This window comes from Cupriavidus sp. SK-4 (assembly GCF_000611125.1).
GTDB classification, from domain to species: domain Bacteria; phylum Pseudomonadota; class Gammaproteobacteria; order Burkholderiales; family Burkholderiaceae; genus Cupriavidus; species Cupriavidus necator.
In genome coordinates this window covers 25318-41364 of record NZ_JFJW01000038.1, presented here as the reverse complement: position 1 = coordinate 41364, position 16047 = coordinate 25318, and the positions used below count along the sequence as shown (strand labels likewise).

The following is a 16047-nucleotide window of genomic DNA, read 5'->3' as shown; positions in this document are numbered from 1 at the left end:
GCTGGCGCGGCAGGCTTACATGCCGACGTAGTTCGGACCGCCGCCGCCTTCCGGCGTCACCCACACGATGTTCTGGGTCGGATCCTTGATATCGCAGGTCTTGCAGTGCACGCAGTTCTGCGCGTTGATCTGCAGACGTTCCTTGCCCGACGTCTCGTCCTGCACGAACTCATACACACCTGCCGGGCAGTAGCGCGACTCGGGGCCGGCGTACTTGTCCCAGTTGATGTTGACCGGAACACTGGCGTCCTTGAGCGTCAGGTGCGCCGGCTGGTTCTCTTCGTGGTTGGTGTTGCTGATGAACACCGAGCTGAGGCGGTCGAAGGTCAGCTTGCCGTCCGGCTTCGGATACTCGATCTTCTGGCACTCGGCCGCGGGCTTCAGGTACACATGGTCCGGCTTCACGCGGTGGATGGTCCACGGCGGGTTGCGGATGCCCAGCTTGGGCAGCAGCCATTGCTCGATGCCGGTCATCAGCGTGGCGGTGGTGCGGCCCTTCTTGAACCACTGCTTGAAGTTCTTGGCCTGCAGCAGTTCCTTGTGCAGCCAGCTCTGCTCGAACGCGGCCGGGTAGGCGGCCAGCTCGTCGTGCTGGCGGCCGGCCTGCAGCGCGTCATAGGCGGCCTCGGCGGCCATCATGCCGGTCTTGATGGCGGCGTGGCTGCCCTTGATGCGCGAGGCATTCAGGTAGCCGGCGTCGCAGCCGACCAGCGCGCCGCCCGGGAACACGGTCTTGGGCAGCGACAGCAGGCCGCCGGCGGTGATGGCGCGCGCGCCGTAGGAGAGGCGCTTGCCGCCCTCGAAGTACTGGCGGATTTCCGGGTGCGTCTTGAAACGCTGGAATTCCTCGAACGGCGACAGCCACGGGTTGGTGTAGTCCAGGCCGACCACAAAGCCGACCGCGACCTTGTTGTCTTCCATGTGGTACAGGAACGAGCCGCCGTAGGTGGCGGGGTCGAGCGGCCAGCCGGCGGTGTGCACCACCAGGCCGGGCTTGTGCTTGGCCGGGTCGATCTCCCACAGCTCCTTCAGGCCGATGCCGTAGCTCTGCGGATCCTTGCCAGCATCGAGCTTGAATTTCTCGATCAGCTGCTTGCCCAGGTGACCGCGCGCGCCTTCGGCGAAGATGGTGTACTTGGCATGCAACTCCATGCCCAGCTGGAAGTTGTCGGTGGGCTCGCCTTCCTTGTTGATGCCCATGTTGCCGGTGGCCACGCCCTTGACCGAGCCGTCTTCGTTGAAGAGCACTTCGGCGGCGGGGAAGCCCGGGAAGATCTCAACGCCCAGCGCCTCGGCCTGCTGGCCCAGCCAGCGCACGAAGTTCGACAGGCTGATGATGTAGTTGCCTTCGTTGTGGAAGCACTCGGGCAGCAGGGCCGGAGGCGTGCCCTTGGAGCCGGACTCGTTCAGGAACAGGAACTTGTCTTCGGTAACCGCCTGGTTCAGCGGCGCACCCAGTTCCTTCCAGTTCGGGATCAGTTCATTGAGGGCGCGCGGGTCCATGATGGCGCCCGACAGGATGTGGGCGCCGGGCTCGGAGCCCTTTTCCAGCACGCACACGTTGACGTCGGCGCCATTCTCCTGCGCGAGTTGCTTCAGGCGGATGGCGGTGGCCAGGCCGGCGGGGCCGCCGCCGACGATGACCACATCGTATTCCATGGCTTCGCGCGGGCCGAACTGCTCCAGGAGCTGTTGCTGATCCATTGTCTCTAACCCTCTATTTCTTTGCTGCTTGCTTGCAATTGTGGGAAATGCGGTGATCGTTTTGCCGAGAACCGGGCCAGCGCGCGGACGGGAGCCGCGGGTGGGTGAGTTGGCAGCGATTTGGGGTACATAGACGCCCGGATCGCGCGTTTTCCCTCTTTCCCTTTGCTGGCCAAGTTCTTAGAATCTCCGGCATTGTCCGGGACTCGCCACCCACAGGCAAGGATTTTTTTGGAACGGTCGTTCTTTTTTTTTGATATGCTGCCTTCTGCTCCCGCATAGGCCGGAGGAGCTCCCGCACAAGAGGTAATCATGGGTTTGTCGATCAATCTGGAAGGCAAGGTCGCGCTGGTCACCGGCGCTTCAAGCGGGCTGGGCTCGCGTTTCGCCACGGTGCTGGCCGCCGCCGGCGCCAAGGTGGTGCTGGCTTCGCGCCGCACCGAGCGGCTCAAGGAACTGCGCGCGGCGATCGAGGCCGAGGGCGGCAGCGCCCATGTGGTGCGCCTGGACGTCACCGACCCGGACAGCATCCGCGCCGCGGTGGCGCACGCCGAGACGGAAGCGGGCTCCATCGACATCCTGGTCAACAACTCCGGCGTGTCGACCACGCAGAAGCTGACCGATGTGACCGCCGACGATTTCGATTTCGTGTTCGACACCAATACCCGCGGTGCCTTCTTCGTCGCCCAGGAAGTGGCCAAGCGCATGATCGCGCGCGCCAAGGGCGCCGAGCGCAACGGCAGCCCGCTGCCGCAGGCGCGCATCGTCAATGTCGCATCGGTGGCGGGGCTGAAGGTGCTGTCGCAGATCGGCGTGTATTGCATGAGCAAGGCGGCCGTGGTGCACATGACCAAGGCCATGGCGCTGGAATGGGCGCGCCATGGCATCAATACCAATGCGATCTGCCCGGGCTATATCGATACCGAAATCAACCACCACCACTGGGACTCGGACGCCGGCCAGAAGCTGATCCAGATGCTGCCGCGCAAGCGCCTGGGCAAGCCGGAGGATCTCGACGGCCTGTTGCTGCTGCTCGCATCCGACCAGTCGCAGTTCATCAACGGAGCTGTCATCACCGCCGACGACGGCATGGTCTGACCGCCTGATCGCTGGCCGGGGGCGCAACGCCCCCTGCATCCCGGCTGCGCGCCAAAAGCGCCGCGGGATGCACGGATTGCACGCCCAGGGCTGATCCGGTCCCCTTGGGTGCGCCGTCGCCAGCACACATCAATCATCAGAAAATTCGTGCGTGGCGGGCCAGTCTTGGCATAATCCGCCATGTCTGCAGATTAAGTCTTTACATACAAGTAAAAAAACGCCGCGGTGGCTGCATGGCCCGAGCGGCCCGGACCGGAGGCCGGGGAGATGGAGCAACAAGAAGAGGCACGGCGCAACGCCGTGCCGCAACACGTCGTCGATTCCGCGGTGATCCCGCAGGCCGCCGACGAAGCGCAGGACGCTGAATTCCGGGTATCGCCCCGCATCGAGGACTGGATTGGCGTGATCGTGATGGTGCTGCTGGTCGGCATCACTTTCGCCAACGTGGTGGTCCGCTATTTCACCGACGAGTCGTTTGCCTGGACCGAGGAGTTCTCGGTCTTCCTGATGATCGTGCTGGCGCTTGTTGCCGGCAGTGCCGCGGTGGCGCGCGATCGCAATATCCGCATCGAATTCTTCTTCGAGCGCGGCAGNNGCGCCCCGCCAGCGCCGCCTGGCGATCCTGTCGGCGCTGGCGGTGGCGGTGATGTTCATCGCGCTGGCGGTGCTGGGCGCACGCATTACCTGGGATGAGTACACCTTCGGCGAGACCTCGCCGGGCATCGGCGTGCCGAGCTGGTGGTACTCGATCTGGCTGCCGGTGCTGTCGGCCGGCATCGCGCTGCGCGCGCTGGGGCTGGTGCTGCGCAACGTGCGCGCGCTCAAGGCGCTGCATGAAGGCAAGGCCACCACGACGGAGAAGGCGCAATGACGTTCGTCGCCATCACCCTGTTCGTGGTCTTTATCGGCCTGATGCTGCTGGGCGTGCCCATCGGCGTGTCGCTGGGCCTGGGTGGCCTGGTCGCGATCGGCCTGTCCAATCTCGACACCCAGATGTTCGGCCTGCTGGCCGTACCGCAGAACTTCTATGCGGGGCTGGCCAAGTATCCGCTGCTGGCGATCCCGATGTTCGTGCTGGTGGGGTCGATCTTCGACCGCTCGGGCGTGGCGCAGCGGCTGGTGACCTTTGCCATCGCCATCGTTGGCCGCGGCCCGGGCATGCTGCCGCTGGTGGCGATCCTGGTGGCGATGTTCCTCGGCGGCATTTCAGGCTCCGGCCCGGCCAACGCGGCCGCGGTGGGGGGCGTGATGATCGCGGCGATGTCGCGCGCCGGCTATCCGGGCTCGTACAGCGCAGCGGTGGTTGGCGCGGCAGCCGCGACCGACATCCTGATCCCGCCGTCGGTGGCCCTGATCATCTACAGCGTGCTGGTGCCTGGTGCATCGGTGCCGGCCTTGTTCGCCGCGGGCATGATCCCCGGCATCCTGGCCGGCGTGGCGCTGATCGTTCCGGCGGTGTGGCTGGCGCGCAGGCACAACATGGGCGCGATCGAGGCCGCGCTGCCGCGCCCGCCGTTCTGGAAGAGCCTGCGCGAGGCCGCGTGGGGGCTGGTGGCGCCGTTCCTGATCCTGGGCGGCATGCGCGCCGGTTGGTTCACGCCGACCGAAGCCGCCGTGGTGGCGGTGGTCTACGGCCTGTTCGTCGGCATGGTGGTGTACCGCAGCATCGGCATGCGCGACCTGTTCACCATCTTCCAGGAGGCGGCCGAGACCTCGGCGGTGATCCTGCTGGTGGTGGCGCTGGCCGGCATCTTTGCCTATGCGCTGTCGACGCTGGGCGTGATCGACCCGCTCGCGCATGCCATCGCCAATTCCGGGCTGGGCGAGTACGGCGTGCTGGCGCTGATCGTGCTGCTGCTGATGACGGTCGGCATGTTCCTGGACGGTATCTCGATCTTCCTGATCTTCGTGCCGCTGCTGCTGCCTATTGTCAATGCCTTCCACTGGAACCCGGTGTGGTTCGGCGTGGTGCTGACGCTGAAGGTGGCGCTGGGCCAGTTCACGCCGCCGCTGGCCGTGAACCTGATGGTGTCGTGCCGGATTGCCCGGGTGCGCATGGAAGAGACCGTGCCCTGGGTGATCTGGATGCTGCTGGCGATGTTTGTCGCCATGCTGATGGTGCTGGCCTATCCGCCGCTGGCGACCTGGCTGCCTGAGTACCTCGGCTACTGATGTTCCGCATTCACCAACAAGAATTGACGCTTTCCCGAGAGGAGATGAAATGAAACGTCGTGCCCTGATGCTCGCAACGGCTGCCGCCATTGCCGCTTCCGCCTTCGCCCCCGCCGGCGCAATGGCCCAGACCTACAAGTCCGAGTACAAGATGTCGCTGGTGCTCGGCCCGGCCTTCCCGTGGGGCAAGGGCGGCGAGATCTGGGCCGACCTGGTCAAGCAGCGCACCAACGGCCGCATCAATATCAAGCTGTACCCGGGCACCTCGCTGGTGGCCGGCGACCAGACCCGCGAATTCTCGGCGATCCGCCAGGGCGTGATCGACATGGCGGTGGGCTCGACCATCAACTGGTCGCCGCAGGTCAGGGAACTGAACCTGTTCTCGCTGCCGTTCCTGATGCCCGACTACAAGGCGCTGGACGCGCTCACGCAGGGTGAAGTCGGCAAGTCGCTCTTCACCACGCTGGAAAAGGCCGGCGTGGTGCCGCTGGCCTGGGGCGAGAATGGCTTCCGCGAAGTGTCCAACTCCAAGCGCGAGGTCCGCAAGCCGGAAGACCTCAAGGGCATGAAGCTGCGCGTGGTCGGTTCGCCGCTGTACATCGAGACCTTCAACGCGCTGGGCGCCAACCCGACCCAGATGAGCTGGGCCGATGCGCAGCCGGCGATGGCCTCGGGCGCGGTCGACGGGCAGGAGAACCCGCAGTCGGTGTTCGCCGCCGCCAAGCTGTACACGGTGGGCCAGAAGTTCGTCACCACCTGGGGCTACGTGGCTGACCCGCTGATCTTCGTGGTCAACAAGCAAATCTGGGAAAGCTGGACCCCGGCCGACCGCGAGATCGTGAAGCAGGCCGCCATCGACGCCGGCAAGCAGGAAATCGCGCTGGCCCGCAAGGGCCTGGCCGAGCCGGGCGCGCCGGCCTGGAAGGACATGGAGGCGCACGGCGTCAAGGTCACGCACCTGACGCCGGCCGAGCATGACGCCTTCCGCAAGGCCACCGCCAAGGTCTACGACAAGTGGAAGAAGCAGATCGGCGCCGACCTGGTGACCAAGGCCGAAGGCGCGATCGCCAAGCGCTAAGGCACGCAGAGGGCCCACCAGACTTGGCGGGCCTGTTCTCTTGGAGGCTGTGATGAAGCACGTCTATACGGTGGTCATGCCGATCCGCTGGGGCGACATGGATGCCATGGGCCATGTCAACAACACCGTCTACTTCCAGTACCTGGAGCAGGCGCGCATCGAGTGGTTCGCGTCGCTGGGCCGCGGCGGCAAGGACGCGGGCGGGCAGGGCCCGGTCATCATCAATGCGCATATGACCTTCCTGAAGCAGCTGCGCTACCCGGGCGACATCGAGTGCCGCGTTTACGCCGGCCAGCTCGGCCGCACCAGCTTCGAAACCCGCATGGAGATCCGCCGCACCGACCTGCCCGACGTGGTCTGGGCCGAGGGCGGGGCCAAGGTGGTGTGGTGCGACTACACGCTGGAGAAGTCGGTGCCGGTGCCGGCCGAGATCCGCGCGATCATCGAGGGCTGACGCCCGCCACGGGGCTCAGTGGTTGACCAGCCGCTGCACCAGGTCCACCGAGGTACTGGCCCCGTACTTCTTCATCAACCGCGCCCGATAAATATCCACCGTGCGCGGGCTGATCGCCAGCAGCTTGCCGATCTGCTTGCTGGTCTTCCCCTCCACCAGCTGCGCCGCGATCTCGCGTTCGCGCGCGGTCAGCTCGGCCGTGACCTGGCGCTTCTGCGACAGGTCCTCGAAAGTCCAGATCCCGGCGCCCAGCGGTTGCGTGCGGTCCAGCGCGCGCCCGGTGACATGGCACCAGAACAATTCCCCGCCGGCGCGCTTCATGATGCGCTCGTCCGAGTACATGCCGCGCTTGCCCATGATCGGCGCGATGCGCGCGCCGGTGCGCTCGAACTCGTCGGCGGTGGGGTAAAGCACCTGGAAGGACTGGCCCAGCAGCGCTTCGCGCGTGGTGCCGAAAATGCGGCAGACCTCCTCGTTGCAGTCCTCGATCACGCGTTCGCGTGACAGCACCAGGCCCACGGGGGCGAGCTGGAAGGCGGTCTGGTAGTCGATTGCGGGCATCTGCTTATGTATTTTTACGTAATGGCGTAGCCGGCTGCGCTTGCGTATGCTGTCGGTCGGACGAGTTGCGGCGACTGTCGCCCGCCTGTTGCCGATTGTACCGTTACAATTTCCCTGCGTCGCCCGCCGCACAACCCGGTGGCGGGAAGAGCGACAGGGAACTACCGAGGAAGGAGCGAAGCATGAACAAGGTCTACGCCAGCGCCGCAGAAGCGCTTGCAGGCGTCGTCCGCGACGGCCAGACGATCGCCGTTGGCGGTTTCGGCCTGTGCGGCATCCCCGAGGCGCTGATTGCCGCGCTGCGCGACAGCGGCGCCAAGCAGCTGACCTGCATCTCCAACAACGCCGGCGTCGATGGCTTCGGCCTGGGCCTGCTGCTGGCCACGCGCCAGATCAGGAAGATGATCTCGTCCTACGTGGGCGAGAACAAGGAGTTCGAGCGCCAGTACCTGGCGGGCGAACTTGAGTTGGAATTCACGCCGCAAGGCACGCTGGCCGAGAAGCTGCGCGCCGGCGGCTCGGGCATCCCGGCCTTCTTCACCAAGACCGGTGTCGGCACCATCGTCGCCGAAGGCAAGGAGATCCGCGAATTCGACGGCCAGCAGTACGTGATGGAGCGTTCGCTGACCGCCGACGTGGCGCTGGTCAAGGCATACAAGGCCGACAAGGCCGGCAACCTGGTGTTCCGCCGCACCGCGCGCAACTTCAACCCGATGTGCGCCATGGCGGGCAAGGTCACCATCGCCGAGGTCGAGCATATCGTCGAGACCGGCGAGCTGGACCCGGATGAAATCCACCTGGCCGGCATCTTCGTGAAGCGCCTGGTGCTGAACACCACCCCCGAGAAACGCATCGAGCAGCGCACCGTGCGCGCGGCCAGCTAAGGAGACGCATCATGGCATGGACACGTGACGAAATGGCCGCGCGCGCCGCGACCGAGCTGCAGGACGGTTTCTACGTCAACCTGGGCATCGGCCTGCCGACGCTGGTGGCCAACTGGGTGCCGGAAGGCATGGAAGTGTGGCTGCAGTCCGAGAACGGCCTGCTGGGCATCGGCCCGTTCCCGACCGAGGACGAAGTCGACGCCGACATGATCAACGCCGGCAAGCAGACCGTGACGACGCTGCCGGGCTCGTCGATCTTTTCTTCGGCCGACTCGTTCGGGATGATCCGCGGCGGCCACATCAACCTGGCGATCCTGGGTGCGATGCAGGTCAGCGAGAAGGGCGACCTGGCCAACTGGATGATCCCGGGCAAGATGGTCAAGGGCATGGGCGGCGCGATGGACCTGGTGGCCGGCGTCGGCCGCGTGGTGGTGCTGATGGAACACACCGCCAAGAAGAAGGACGGCACCGAGGACATCAAGATCCTGAAGGACTGCAACCTGCCGCTGACCGGCGTGGGCGTGGTCAACCGCATCATTACGGACCTGGGCGTGATCGACGTGACCGAGGCCGGCCTGAAGCTGGTGGAAACCGCCCCGGGCGTCAGCCGCGAGGAAATCCAGGCCAAGACCGGCGCGCCGCTGCTGTAAGCGACCTCCGGAAAGGAAAAAGGCCCCGCCGGTGCGAACCCGCGGGGCCTTTTTCATGGGTACGGCGGTCAGCCTGCCTGCTTGTTGTAGCTGGCGAACACCGAAGCGGCGCCGTCCGCTTTTACGATCAGCACGTCGAACGGGTCCTTGCGCGGGCCCTGTTCCATGCCGGGCGAGCCGACCGGCATGCCCGGCACGGCCAGGCCGACGGCCTTGGGTTTTGCGGCCAGCAGCTTGCGGATATCCGCCGCCGGCACGTGGCCCTCGATGGCGTAGCCGCCGATATACCCGGTGTGGCAGGAGCCAAAGCGTTCCGGCATGCCGAAGCGCTTGCGGTACACGCCGGTGTCCTCGACATCATGCACCGTCACGGTGAAGCCGTTGCTGCGCAGGTGCTTGACCCAATCCTCGCAGCAGCCGCAAAGCGGGCTCTTGTAGACATCGATGGCAAGCCGCTTGGCGGCTTGCGCCAGCGCGCCGGCCACCGGTGCCAGCGCCCCGGCCGAGACCGCGCCCAGCGCCAGCGCGCGCAGGAAGCTGCGTCGTTGCATCGCTTGCTCCTTACTGCGCCACCCAGCCACCGTCCATGTTCCAGATCGCGCCGCGGACCTGGCGGGCCGCTTCGGACGACAGGAACACGGCCAGCGCGCCCAGCTCATCGGGCGTGACAAACTGTCCCGAGGGTTGTTTCTCCAGCACCAGCTCGCGCTTGGCCTGTTCCACCGGAATGCCTTCTTTCTGCGCGCGGGCTTCGACCTGCTTCTGCACCAGTGGCGTCAGCACCCAGCCCGGGCAGATCGCGTTGGCGGTGACGCCGGTCTGCGCGGTTTCCAGCGCGGTCACCTTGGTGAAGCCGACGATGCCGTGCTTGGCCGCCACGTAGGCGGACTTCTGCGCCGAGGCCACCAGCCCGTGGGTGGAGGCAACATTGATGATGCGGCCCCAGTCCTTCTGCTTCATGCCGGGCAGTGCCAGGCGCGTGGTGTGGAAGGCCGAGGTCAGGTTGATGGCGATGATCGCGTCCCAGCGCTCAGGCGGGAAATCCTCGATGGCGGCCACGTGCTGGATGCCGGCGTTGTTGACCAGGATGTCGGCGCCGCCGAAGTCGGACTGCGCGTAGCGCATCATGTCTTCGATCTCGGCCGCCTTGCTCATGTCGGCGCCGTGGTAGCCGACCCGGATTCCCTGGCCGGCCTGCGCGATTTCTGCCTTTGCGGCGTCCGCGTCACCAAAGCCGTTGACGATGATGTTGGCGCCCTGGGCCGCCAGCGCTTTCGCGATGCCGAGCCCGATGCCGCTGGTCGAGCCAGTCACCAGTGCGGTCTTGCCGTTGAGCATGTAAGCCTCCGTCGAGAGAATGGGATGCCACAGAAGGGATGCCACAGGGTTGGCGGAGCGCGCCGTGGCGGTGCGCTGACACTGTGCTGTGGCATTGTACCCGCTGCGGCGTACAATCCAGCTTTGCTCAACCTCCGGCAGCGCCGTCTTTTTGCGGTCCGCGGTCCGGTTCGTCAGGGAGTCCAGATGTCTGCCAGTCCGCGTCTCGGTTTTGTCCAGTGCATCAGTCCGGCGGGCCTGCACCGCATGGCCTACCACGAGTGGGGCGACCCCGCCAATCCGCGCGTGCTGGTGTGCGCGCATGGGCTGACGCGCACCGGCCGCGACTTCGACACCGTCGCCAGCGCGCTGTGCGGCGACTACCGCGTGGTCTGCCCCGATGTGGCCGGGCGCGGCCGCTCGGAATGGCTGGCCGATGCCAACGGCTACGTGGTGCCGCAGTACGTGTCCGACATGGTCACGCTGATTGCGCGGCTCAACGTGGACAAGGTGGACTGGTTCGGCACCTCGATGGGCGGGCTGATCGGCATGGGCCTGGCCGGGCTGCCGAAGTCGCCGGTGCGCAAGCTGCTACTCAACGACGTGGGCCCGAAGCTGGCGCCGTCGGCGGTGGAACGGATCGGCGCCTACCTGGGGCTGCCGGTGCGCTTCAAGACCTTCGAGGAAGGCCTGGCCTACCTGCAGACCATCAGCGCATCGTTCGGCCGCCATGCGCCCGAGCAGTGGCGCGAGCTCAACGCCGCCATCCTGAAGCCGGTGCAGGGCACCGACGGCCTGGAATGGGGCTTGCATTACGATCCGCAGCTGGCGGTGCCGTTCCGCAAGTCCACGCCCGAGGCCATTGCCGCCGGCGAGGCCGCGCTCTGGCGCAGCTTCGAGGCCATCGAAGGCCCGGTGCTGGTGGTGCGCGGCGCGCAGTCGGACCTGCTGCTGCGCGAGACCGTGGCCGAAATGGTGGCACGCGGCAAGCATGTGAGCTCGGTGGAAGTGCCCGACGTGGGCCATGCCCCGACCTTTGTCGATCCGGCGCAGATTGCAATCGCCCGGCAGTTCTTTGCCGGGGCCTGATGGCATCGCATGCCGGCCTTGTTTTTATCAGTCAACGCATTGTCATGAGTAACCTTGAACTGAAGCGCGCCCACGTGGGCAAGCGGTTGTCCGAATACGCGGTCTATAACGGCGTGGTGTACCTCGCCGGCCAGGTGCCCGAGGTCGATCCCAAGGCCGATATCCGCGGCCAGACGCGCGAGGTCCTCGGCCATATCGACCGGCTGCTGGCCGAGGCCGGCAGCGACAAGACCCGCATCCTGTCGTGCCAGATCTTCCTGGCCAATGTCGACCAGATCGGCGAGATGAACGAGGTCTGGGACGCCTGGGTGCCGCAAGGCAACACGCCCCCGCGCGCCACCGTCGAAGCCCGCCTGGCCAATCCCGATTACCTGATCGAAGTGGTGGTGACCGCTGCACTCAACTGATGCAGGCGTTGTGACATGGTGACGTCCACCGACCTGACCGGTCGGGTCGCGGGCATTCCGGATGCCGAACTGGTCGAACGCGCACTGGCCTACGTGCGCGAGCATGGTGCCGAGGTCGCGCTGCCCACCGGCGAGACCGTGCTGTCGCACGCGCAAGGCATGCTGCGCATCCTCGACGGCCTGCGCGTCGACGACGCCGCGCGCGCCGCCGCCTGCCTGTTCGGGCTGGTGGCCTTCGTGCCCGGCACCGAGGCCGAGATCGCACCGCGCTTTGGCGACGAGGTGGCACGGCTGGTCGACGGTGTGCGGCAGCTGCTGCGCATCGGCGCCATCGCCGGCAGCCGCCCCGAGGCCGAGCCGGCCGCGCCGTCCAAGAACGAGGCGCAGGCGCGCCACGAGCAGGTCGAGGCGCTGCGCAAGATGCTGCTGGCGTTCGCGCAGGACATCCGCGTGGTGCTGGTGCGCCTGGCCTCGCGGCTGCAGACCCTGCGCTGGCTGGCCGAGACCAAGCAGGCGCCGCTGCCCGGCGTGGCGCGCGAAACGCTGGACATCTACGCGCCGCTGGCCAACCGCCTCGGCATCTGGCAGATGAAGTGGGAGCTGGAGGACCTGGCGTTCCGCTTCGAGCAGCCCGATACCTACAAGCGCATCGCCAAACTGCTGGATGAAAAGCGCATCGAGCGCGAAGGCTATATCGGCAGCGCCATCGAACGGCTGCAGTCCGAGCTGGCGACCGCCGGCATCCGTGCCGAGGTCAGCGGGCGGCCCAAGCATATCTACAGCATCTGGAAGAAGATGCGCGGCAAGGAGCTGGATTTTGCCGACCTGTACGATGTGCGCGCCTTCCGCGTGATCGTCGACGATATCAAGGACTGCTACACGGTGCTGGGTATCGTCCACCATATCTGGCAGCCGATCCCGCGCGAGTTCGACGACTACATCTCGCGGCCCAAGGCCAATGGCTACAAGTCGCTGCATACGGTGGTGATCGGCGATGACGGGCGCGCCTTCGAGGTGCAGATCCGCACGCATGAGATGCACCACTTTGCCGAATACGGCGTGGCCGCGCACTGGCGCTACAAGGAGGCGGGCAGCCGCGGCTATGCCGGGCAGTTCTCCGCCAGCGAGCGCTATGACGAGAAGATAGCCTGGCTGCGCCAGCTGCTGGCGTGGAAGGACGATGCCGACCACAGCGTGGCGCACGACGAATCGTGGGAGCAGATCAAGCACGCCGCGATCGACGACCACATCTACGTGCTGACGCCGCAGGCGCGCGTGGTGGCGCTGCCGCAGGGCGCCACCGCGGTGGACTTTGCCTACTACCTGCACAGCGACCTCGGCCACCGCTGCCGCGGCGCGCGCGTGGACGGCACCATGGTGCCGCTGAACACGCCGCTGAAGAACGGCCAGACCGTGGAGATCATCGCGGTCAAGCAGGGCGGCCCGTCGCGCGACTGGCTTAACGCAGACCTGGGCTACCTGGCCAGCAGCCGCGCGCGGGCCAAGGTGCGGGCCTGGTTCAATGCGCTAGATTCGCAGGAGACCATCGCCCAGGGCCGCGTGCTGATCGACAAGACGCTGCAGCGCGAAGGCAAGACCGCGGTCAAGCTGGAAGACCTGGCCACGCGGCTGGGCTTCAAGACGCCGGAGGATCTGTTTGCGGCAGTGGCCAAGGATGAGTTCAGCCTGCGCCACGTGGAGCACGCGCTGCGACACCCGGAGGGTGAGGTCCAGGCGCCGCTGAGCGAGGAAGACGCTGTCACCAAGAAGAGCCGCGCCACCAGCGTGGCGCGCGGCGCCAAGAGCGGCGTGCTGGTGGTGGGGGTGGATTCGCTGATGACGCAGATGTCGCGCTGCTGCAAGCCGGCGCCGCCGGACGACATCGTCGGCTTTGTCACGCGCGGGCGCGGGGTGTCGATCCACCGGCGCAGCTGCCACACCTTCCAGCAACTGGCCGGGCGCGCGCCGGAGCGGGTGATCCAGACCGAGTGGGGCCAGAAGAGCCACGCCGCGGTCTACCCGGTCGACATCCATGTCGAGGCGATCGATCGCCAGGGGCTGCTGCGCGATATCTCCGAAGTGCTGTCGCGCGAGAAGATCAACGTCACCGGCGTCAAGACGCTCTCCAGCAAGGGCGTGGCGCGCATGCAGTTCACTGCGGAAGTGTCCGAGGCCACGCAGCTGCAGCGCGCGCTGCAGTTGATCGAAGACGTCCAGGGGGTGTTGCAGGCGAAAAGAAAGTGATGCTATACTTGCGGCTTCGCTAGGCTCGTAGCTCAGCTGGTTAGAGCACCACCTTGACATGGTGGGGGTCGTTGGTTCGAGTCCAATCGAGCCTACCAACGAATTGCAGTAAAGCAGTAAAAAGAAGTACGGCAAGTCCGATTCAACCCCATACGGAACGGAAGGGCATCATGGTTATGACACCGCGAACTACTACCGCTGGCAAGCGACAGTAGTCGAGGTGCGCCTTCGACCCGGTTGGATCGGGTTTGACAAAGAGAAACGCGGCCTTGGCCGCGTTTTTTTTCGTCTGTCGCCTGTCAGCGCCCTGATAAGCTGCCGCGTTTCGGGTGCGGCAGGGCAGGGCAGCAAAGAATAAATCGCCGGTCCCGCAGGCATGCCGGGCCGGTGCCACAAGATGCAGTTTGATCCGCTCAGGCGAAGCGCAAGACGCCGCCGGCGGAATCCTGGAGAGTCGAAATGATCGCAATCACGCTGCCGGATGGGTCCCGCCGCGAGTTTCCCGACCCGGTGACGGTTGCCGAAGTGGCGCAGAGCATCGGTGCCGGCCTGGCCAAGGCCGCGCTGGCCGGCAAGGTGGACGGCCAACTGGTCGACACGAGCTACAAGATCGACCGCGATGCCGAGCTGGCCATCGTCACGGACAAGGACGCCGATGGCGTCGATGTGATCCGCCACTCCACGGCGCACTTGCTGGCCTATGCCGTCAAGGAGCTCTATCCGGAAGCGCAGGTGACGATCGGGCCGGTGATCGAAAACGGCTTCTACTACGACTTTGCCTACAAGCGTCCCTTCACGCCCGAAGACCTGGCCGCCATCGAAAAGAAGATGACGGAACTCGCCCGCAAGGACGAGAGGGTCGTGCGCGAAGTATGGAACCGCGACGAAGCGGTGGCGCTGTTCGAGTCGATGGGCGAGAAGTACAAGGCCGAGATCATTGCCTCGATCCCCTCCGACCAGGAAATCGGCCTGTACCGCGAAGGCAGCTTCGTCGACCTGTGCCGCGGCCCGCACGTGCCGTCCACGGGCAAGCTGAAGGTCTTCAAGCTGATGAAGGTGGCCGGCGCCTACTGGCGCGGCGATGCCAACAACGAGATGCTCCAGCGCATCTACGGCACGGCCTGGGCCAAGAAGGAAGACCAGGAAGCCTACCTGCACATGCTGGAAGAGGCTGAGAAGCGCGACCACCGCAAGCTCGGCAAGACGCTCGACCTGTTCCACCTGCAGGAAGAGGCGCCCGGCATGGTGTTCTGGCACCCGAAGGGGTGGCAGGTGTGGCAGGCCGTCGAGCAATACATGCGCGGCCGCCTGACGGACGCGGGCTACGATGAAGTCCGTACGCCGCAGGTGATGGATCGTTCGCTTTGGGAAAAATCCGGCCACTGGCAGAACTACAAGGAGAACATGTTCGTCACGGAGTCGGAGAAGCGCGACTACGCGATCAAGCCGATGAACTGCCCGGGCCATGTGCAGATCTTCAACCACGGCCTGCGTTCGTACCGCGACCTGCCGCTGCGCCTGGCCGAGTTCGGTGCCTGCCACCGCAACGAGCCGTCGGGCGCGCTGCACGGGCTGATGCGTGTGCGCGGCTTTGTGCAGGATGATGCGCACATCTTCTGCACGGAAGAGCAGATCGTGGCGGAGGCCAAGGCCTTCAACGAACTGGCTTTCTCGGTCTACGACGACTTCGGCTTCAAGGATGTGAAGGTCAAGCTGTCGCTGCGCCCGGACCAGCGGGCCGGCTCCGACGAGGTATGGGATCACGCCGAAGAGGGCCTGCGACTGGCGCTGCGCGCCTGCGGCGTGGATTGGGAAGAGCTGCCGGGTGAAGGCGCTTTCTACGGCCCCAAGGTCGAGTACCACATCAAGGACGCGATCGGCCGCTCGTGGCAGTGCGGCACGCTGCAGCTTGACCTGGTGCTGCCGGAGCGCCTGGATGCCGAATACGTCTCCGAGGACAACTCGCGCAAGCGCCCGGTGATGCTTCACCGTGCCATCCTGGGTTCGTTCGAGCGTTTCCTGGGCATCCTGCTGGAAAACCATGCCGGTGCCCTGCCGGCTTGGCTGGCCCCGGAGCAGGTGGTGGTCATGAATATTGCGGATTCGCAGGCGGAATACGCCGAAAGCGTCGTGCAATTGCTGCAAAAACAAGGGTTTAGGGCCAAGGCTGATTTGCGTAATGAGAAAATTACGTATAAAATCCGCGAGCATTCGCTTCAAAAGGTTCCCTACCTGCTGGTAGTGGGCGACAAGGAGCGGGATGCCAGTCAAGTGGCCGTGCGTGCCCGTGGCAACGTGGATCTGGGTGTGATGCCCGTCTCCGCGTTTGTTGAGCGTCTGCAAAACGACGTTGCCAGCAAAGCCTGATGGGTGGTGAGCACGGCTTGTT

The 16047-nt window shown here is 65.6% G+C and carries 14 protein-coding genes, 1 tRNA gene and 2 pseudogenes; 13 read left to right on the top strand and 4 right to left on the bottom strand.

Annotated features, from left to right (window positions below):
* Positions 1-15: 15 nt before the first annotated feature.
* A complete protein-coding gene (locus CF68_RS08695; protein WP_035817499.1) occupies positions 16-1704 on the bottom strand; it encodes an electron transfer flavoprotein-ubiquinone oxidoreductase in 1689 nt (562 codons plus the stop codon).
* 312 nt (positions 1705-2016) lie between these two features.
* Here CF68_RS08695 and CF68_RS08690 point away from each other — a divergent pair, with 312 nt between their 5' ends.
* The 6 genes and pseudogenes from CF68_RS08690 to CF68_RS08670 all read left to right on the top strand — a co-directional run bounded on the left by CF68_RS08690 (position 2017) and on the right by CF68_RS08670 (position 6506).
* Complete coding sequence (locus CF68_RS08690) at positions 2017-2802, top strand: SDR family oxidoreductase (protein ID WP_010813116.1); 786 nt, start codon at positions 2017-2019, stop codon at positions 2800-2802.
* 267 nt (positions 2803-3069) lie between these two features.
* Positions 3070-3395 (top strand): annotated as a pseudogene (locus CF68_RS38160) (TRAP transporter small permease); the annotation flags it as partial.
* Between the two features lie 2 nt (positions 3396-3397).
* Positions 3398-3673, top strand: a pseudogene (locus CF68_RS38155) (TRAP transporter small permease); the annotation flags it as partial.
* Entirely contained in the window at positions 3670-4974 is a 1305-nt protein-coding gene (locus tag CF68_RS08680; RefSeq protein ID WP_035817496.1) for a TRAP transporter large permease, read from the top strand. The pseudogene CF68_RS38155 and the gene CF68_RS08680, both read left to right, overlap by 4 nt.
* A gap of 49 nt (positions 4975-5023) precedes the next feature.
* Positions 5024-6052 carry a DctP family TRAP transporter solute-binding subunit gene (locus CF68_RS08675; RefSeq protein ID WP_035817492.1) on the top strand — a complete coding sequence of 343 codons (1029 nt, stop codon included), beginning with the start codon at positions 5024-5026 and terminating at the stop codon, positions 6050-6052.
* 52 nt (positions 6053-6104) lie between these two features.
* Entirely contained in the window at positions 6105-6506 is a 402-nt protein-coding gene (locus CF68_RS08670) for a thioesterase family protein (protein WP_035817489.1), read from the top strand.
* Between the two features lie 15 nt (positions 6507-6521).
* On the opposite strand, the gene CF68_RS08665 is transcribed toward CF68_RS08670, so the two are convergent.
* Entirely contained in the window at positions 6522-7067 is a 546-nt protein-coding gene (locus CF68_RS08665; RefSeq protein WP_010813111.1) for a PAS and helix-turn-helix domain-containing protein, read from the bottom strand.
* 182 nt (positions 7068-7249) lie between these two features.
* Between CF68_RS08665 and CF68_RS08660 the strand changes: the two genes are divergently transcribed.
* Together CF68_RS08660 and CF68_RS08655 are read left to right on the top strand one after the other, a co-directional pair.
* The gene (locus CF68_RS08660) at positions 7250-7951 is read left to right on the top strand and encodes a CoA transferase subunit A (protein ID WP_010813110.1); all 702 of its coding nucleotides are present in this window, start codon (positions 7250-7252) and stop codon (positions 7949-7951) included.
* Positions 7952-7962: 11 nt separating this feature from the next.
* Positions 7963-8601, top strand: coding sequence for a CoA transferase subunit B (locus tag CF68_RS08655; RefSeq protein WP_013956320.1), 639 nt, complete (start codon positions 7963-7965; stop codon positions 8599-8601).
* A 68-nt stretch (positions 8602-8669) separates the two neighbouring features.
* On the opposite strand, the gene CF68_RS08650 is transcribed toward CF68_RS08655, so the two are convergent.
* Together CF68_RS08650 and CF68_RS08645 are read right to left on the bottom strand one after the other, a co-directional pair.
* Entirely contained in the window at positions 8670-9152 is a 483-nt protein-coding gene (locus CF68_RS08650) for a DUF411 domain-containing protein (protein WP_035817486.1), read from the bottom strand.
* A gap of 10 nt (positions 9153-9162) precedes the next feature.
* Complete coding sequence (locus CF68_RS08645) at positions 9163-9939, bottom strand: 3-hydroxybutyrate dehydrogenase (protein WP_010813107.1); 777 nt, start codon at positions 9937-9939, stop codon at positions 9163-9165.
* Positions 9940-10125: 186 nt separating this feature from the next.
* Between CF68_RS08645 and CF68_RS08640 the strand changes: the two genes are divergently transcribed.
* The 5 genes from CF68_RS08640 (at position 10126) to thrS (ending at position 16025) form a co-directional block, all read left to right on the top strand.
* The gene (locus tag CF68_RS08640; protein WP_035817483.1) at positions 10126-11007 is read left to right on the top strand and encodes an alpha/beta fold hydrolase; all 882 of its coding nucleotides are present in this window, start codon (positions 10126-10128) and stop codon (positions 11005-11007) included.
* 44 nt (positions 11008-11051) lie between these two features.
* Positions 11052-11414 carry a RidA family protein gene (locus CF68_RS08635; protein ID WP_035817539.1) on the top strand — a complete coding sequence of 121 codons (363 nt, stop codon included), beginning with the start codon at positions 11052-11054 and terminating at the stop codon, positions 11412-11414.
* A 15-nt stretch (positions 11415-11429) separates the two neighbouring features.
* Entirely contained in the window at positions 11430-13658 is a 2229-nt protein-coding gene (locus CF68_RS08630; RefSeq protein WP_035817481.1) for a bifunctional (p)ppGpp synthetase/guanosine-3',5'-bis(diphosphate) 3'-pyrophosphohydrolase, read from the top strand.
* A gap of 21 nt (positions 13659-13679) precedes the next feature.
* Positions 13680-13756: transfer RNA gene (locus CF68_RS08625), tRNA-Val, on the top strand.
* A gap of 361 nt (positions 13757-14117) precedes the next feature.
* Positions 14118-16025, top strand: a complete 1908-nt coding sequence (thrS, locus tag CF68_RS08620) for a threonine--tRNA ligase (RefSeq protein WP_035817479.1) — start codon at positions 14118-14120, stop codon at positions 16023-16025.
* Positions 16026-16047: the final 22 nt, after the last annotated feature.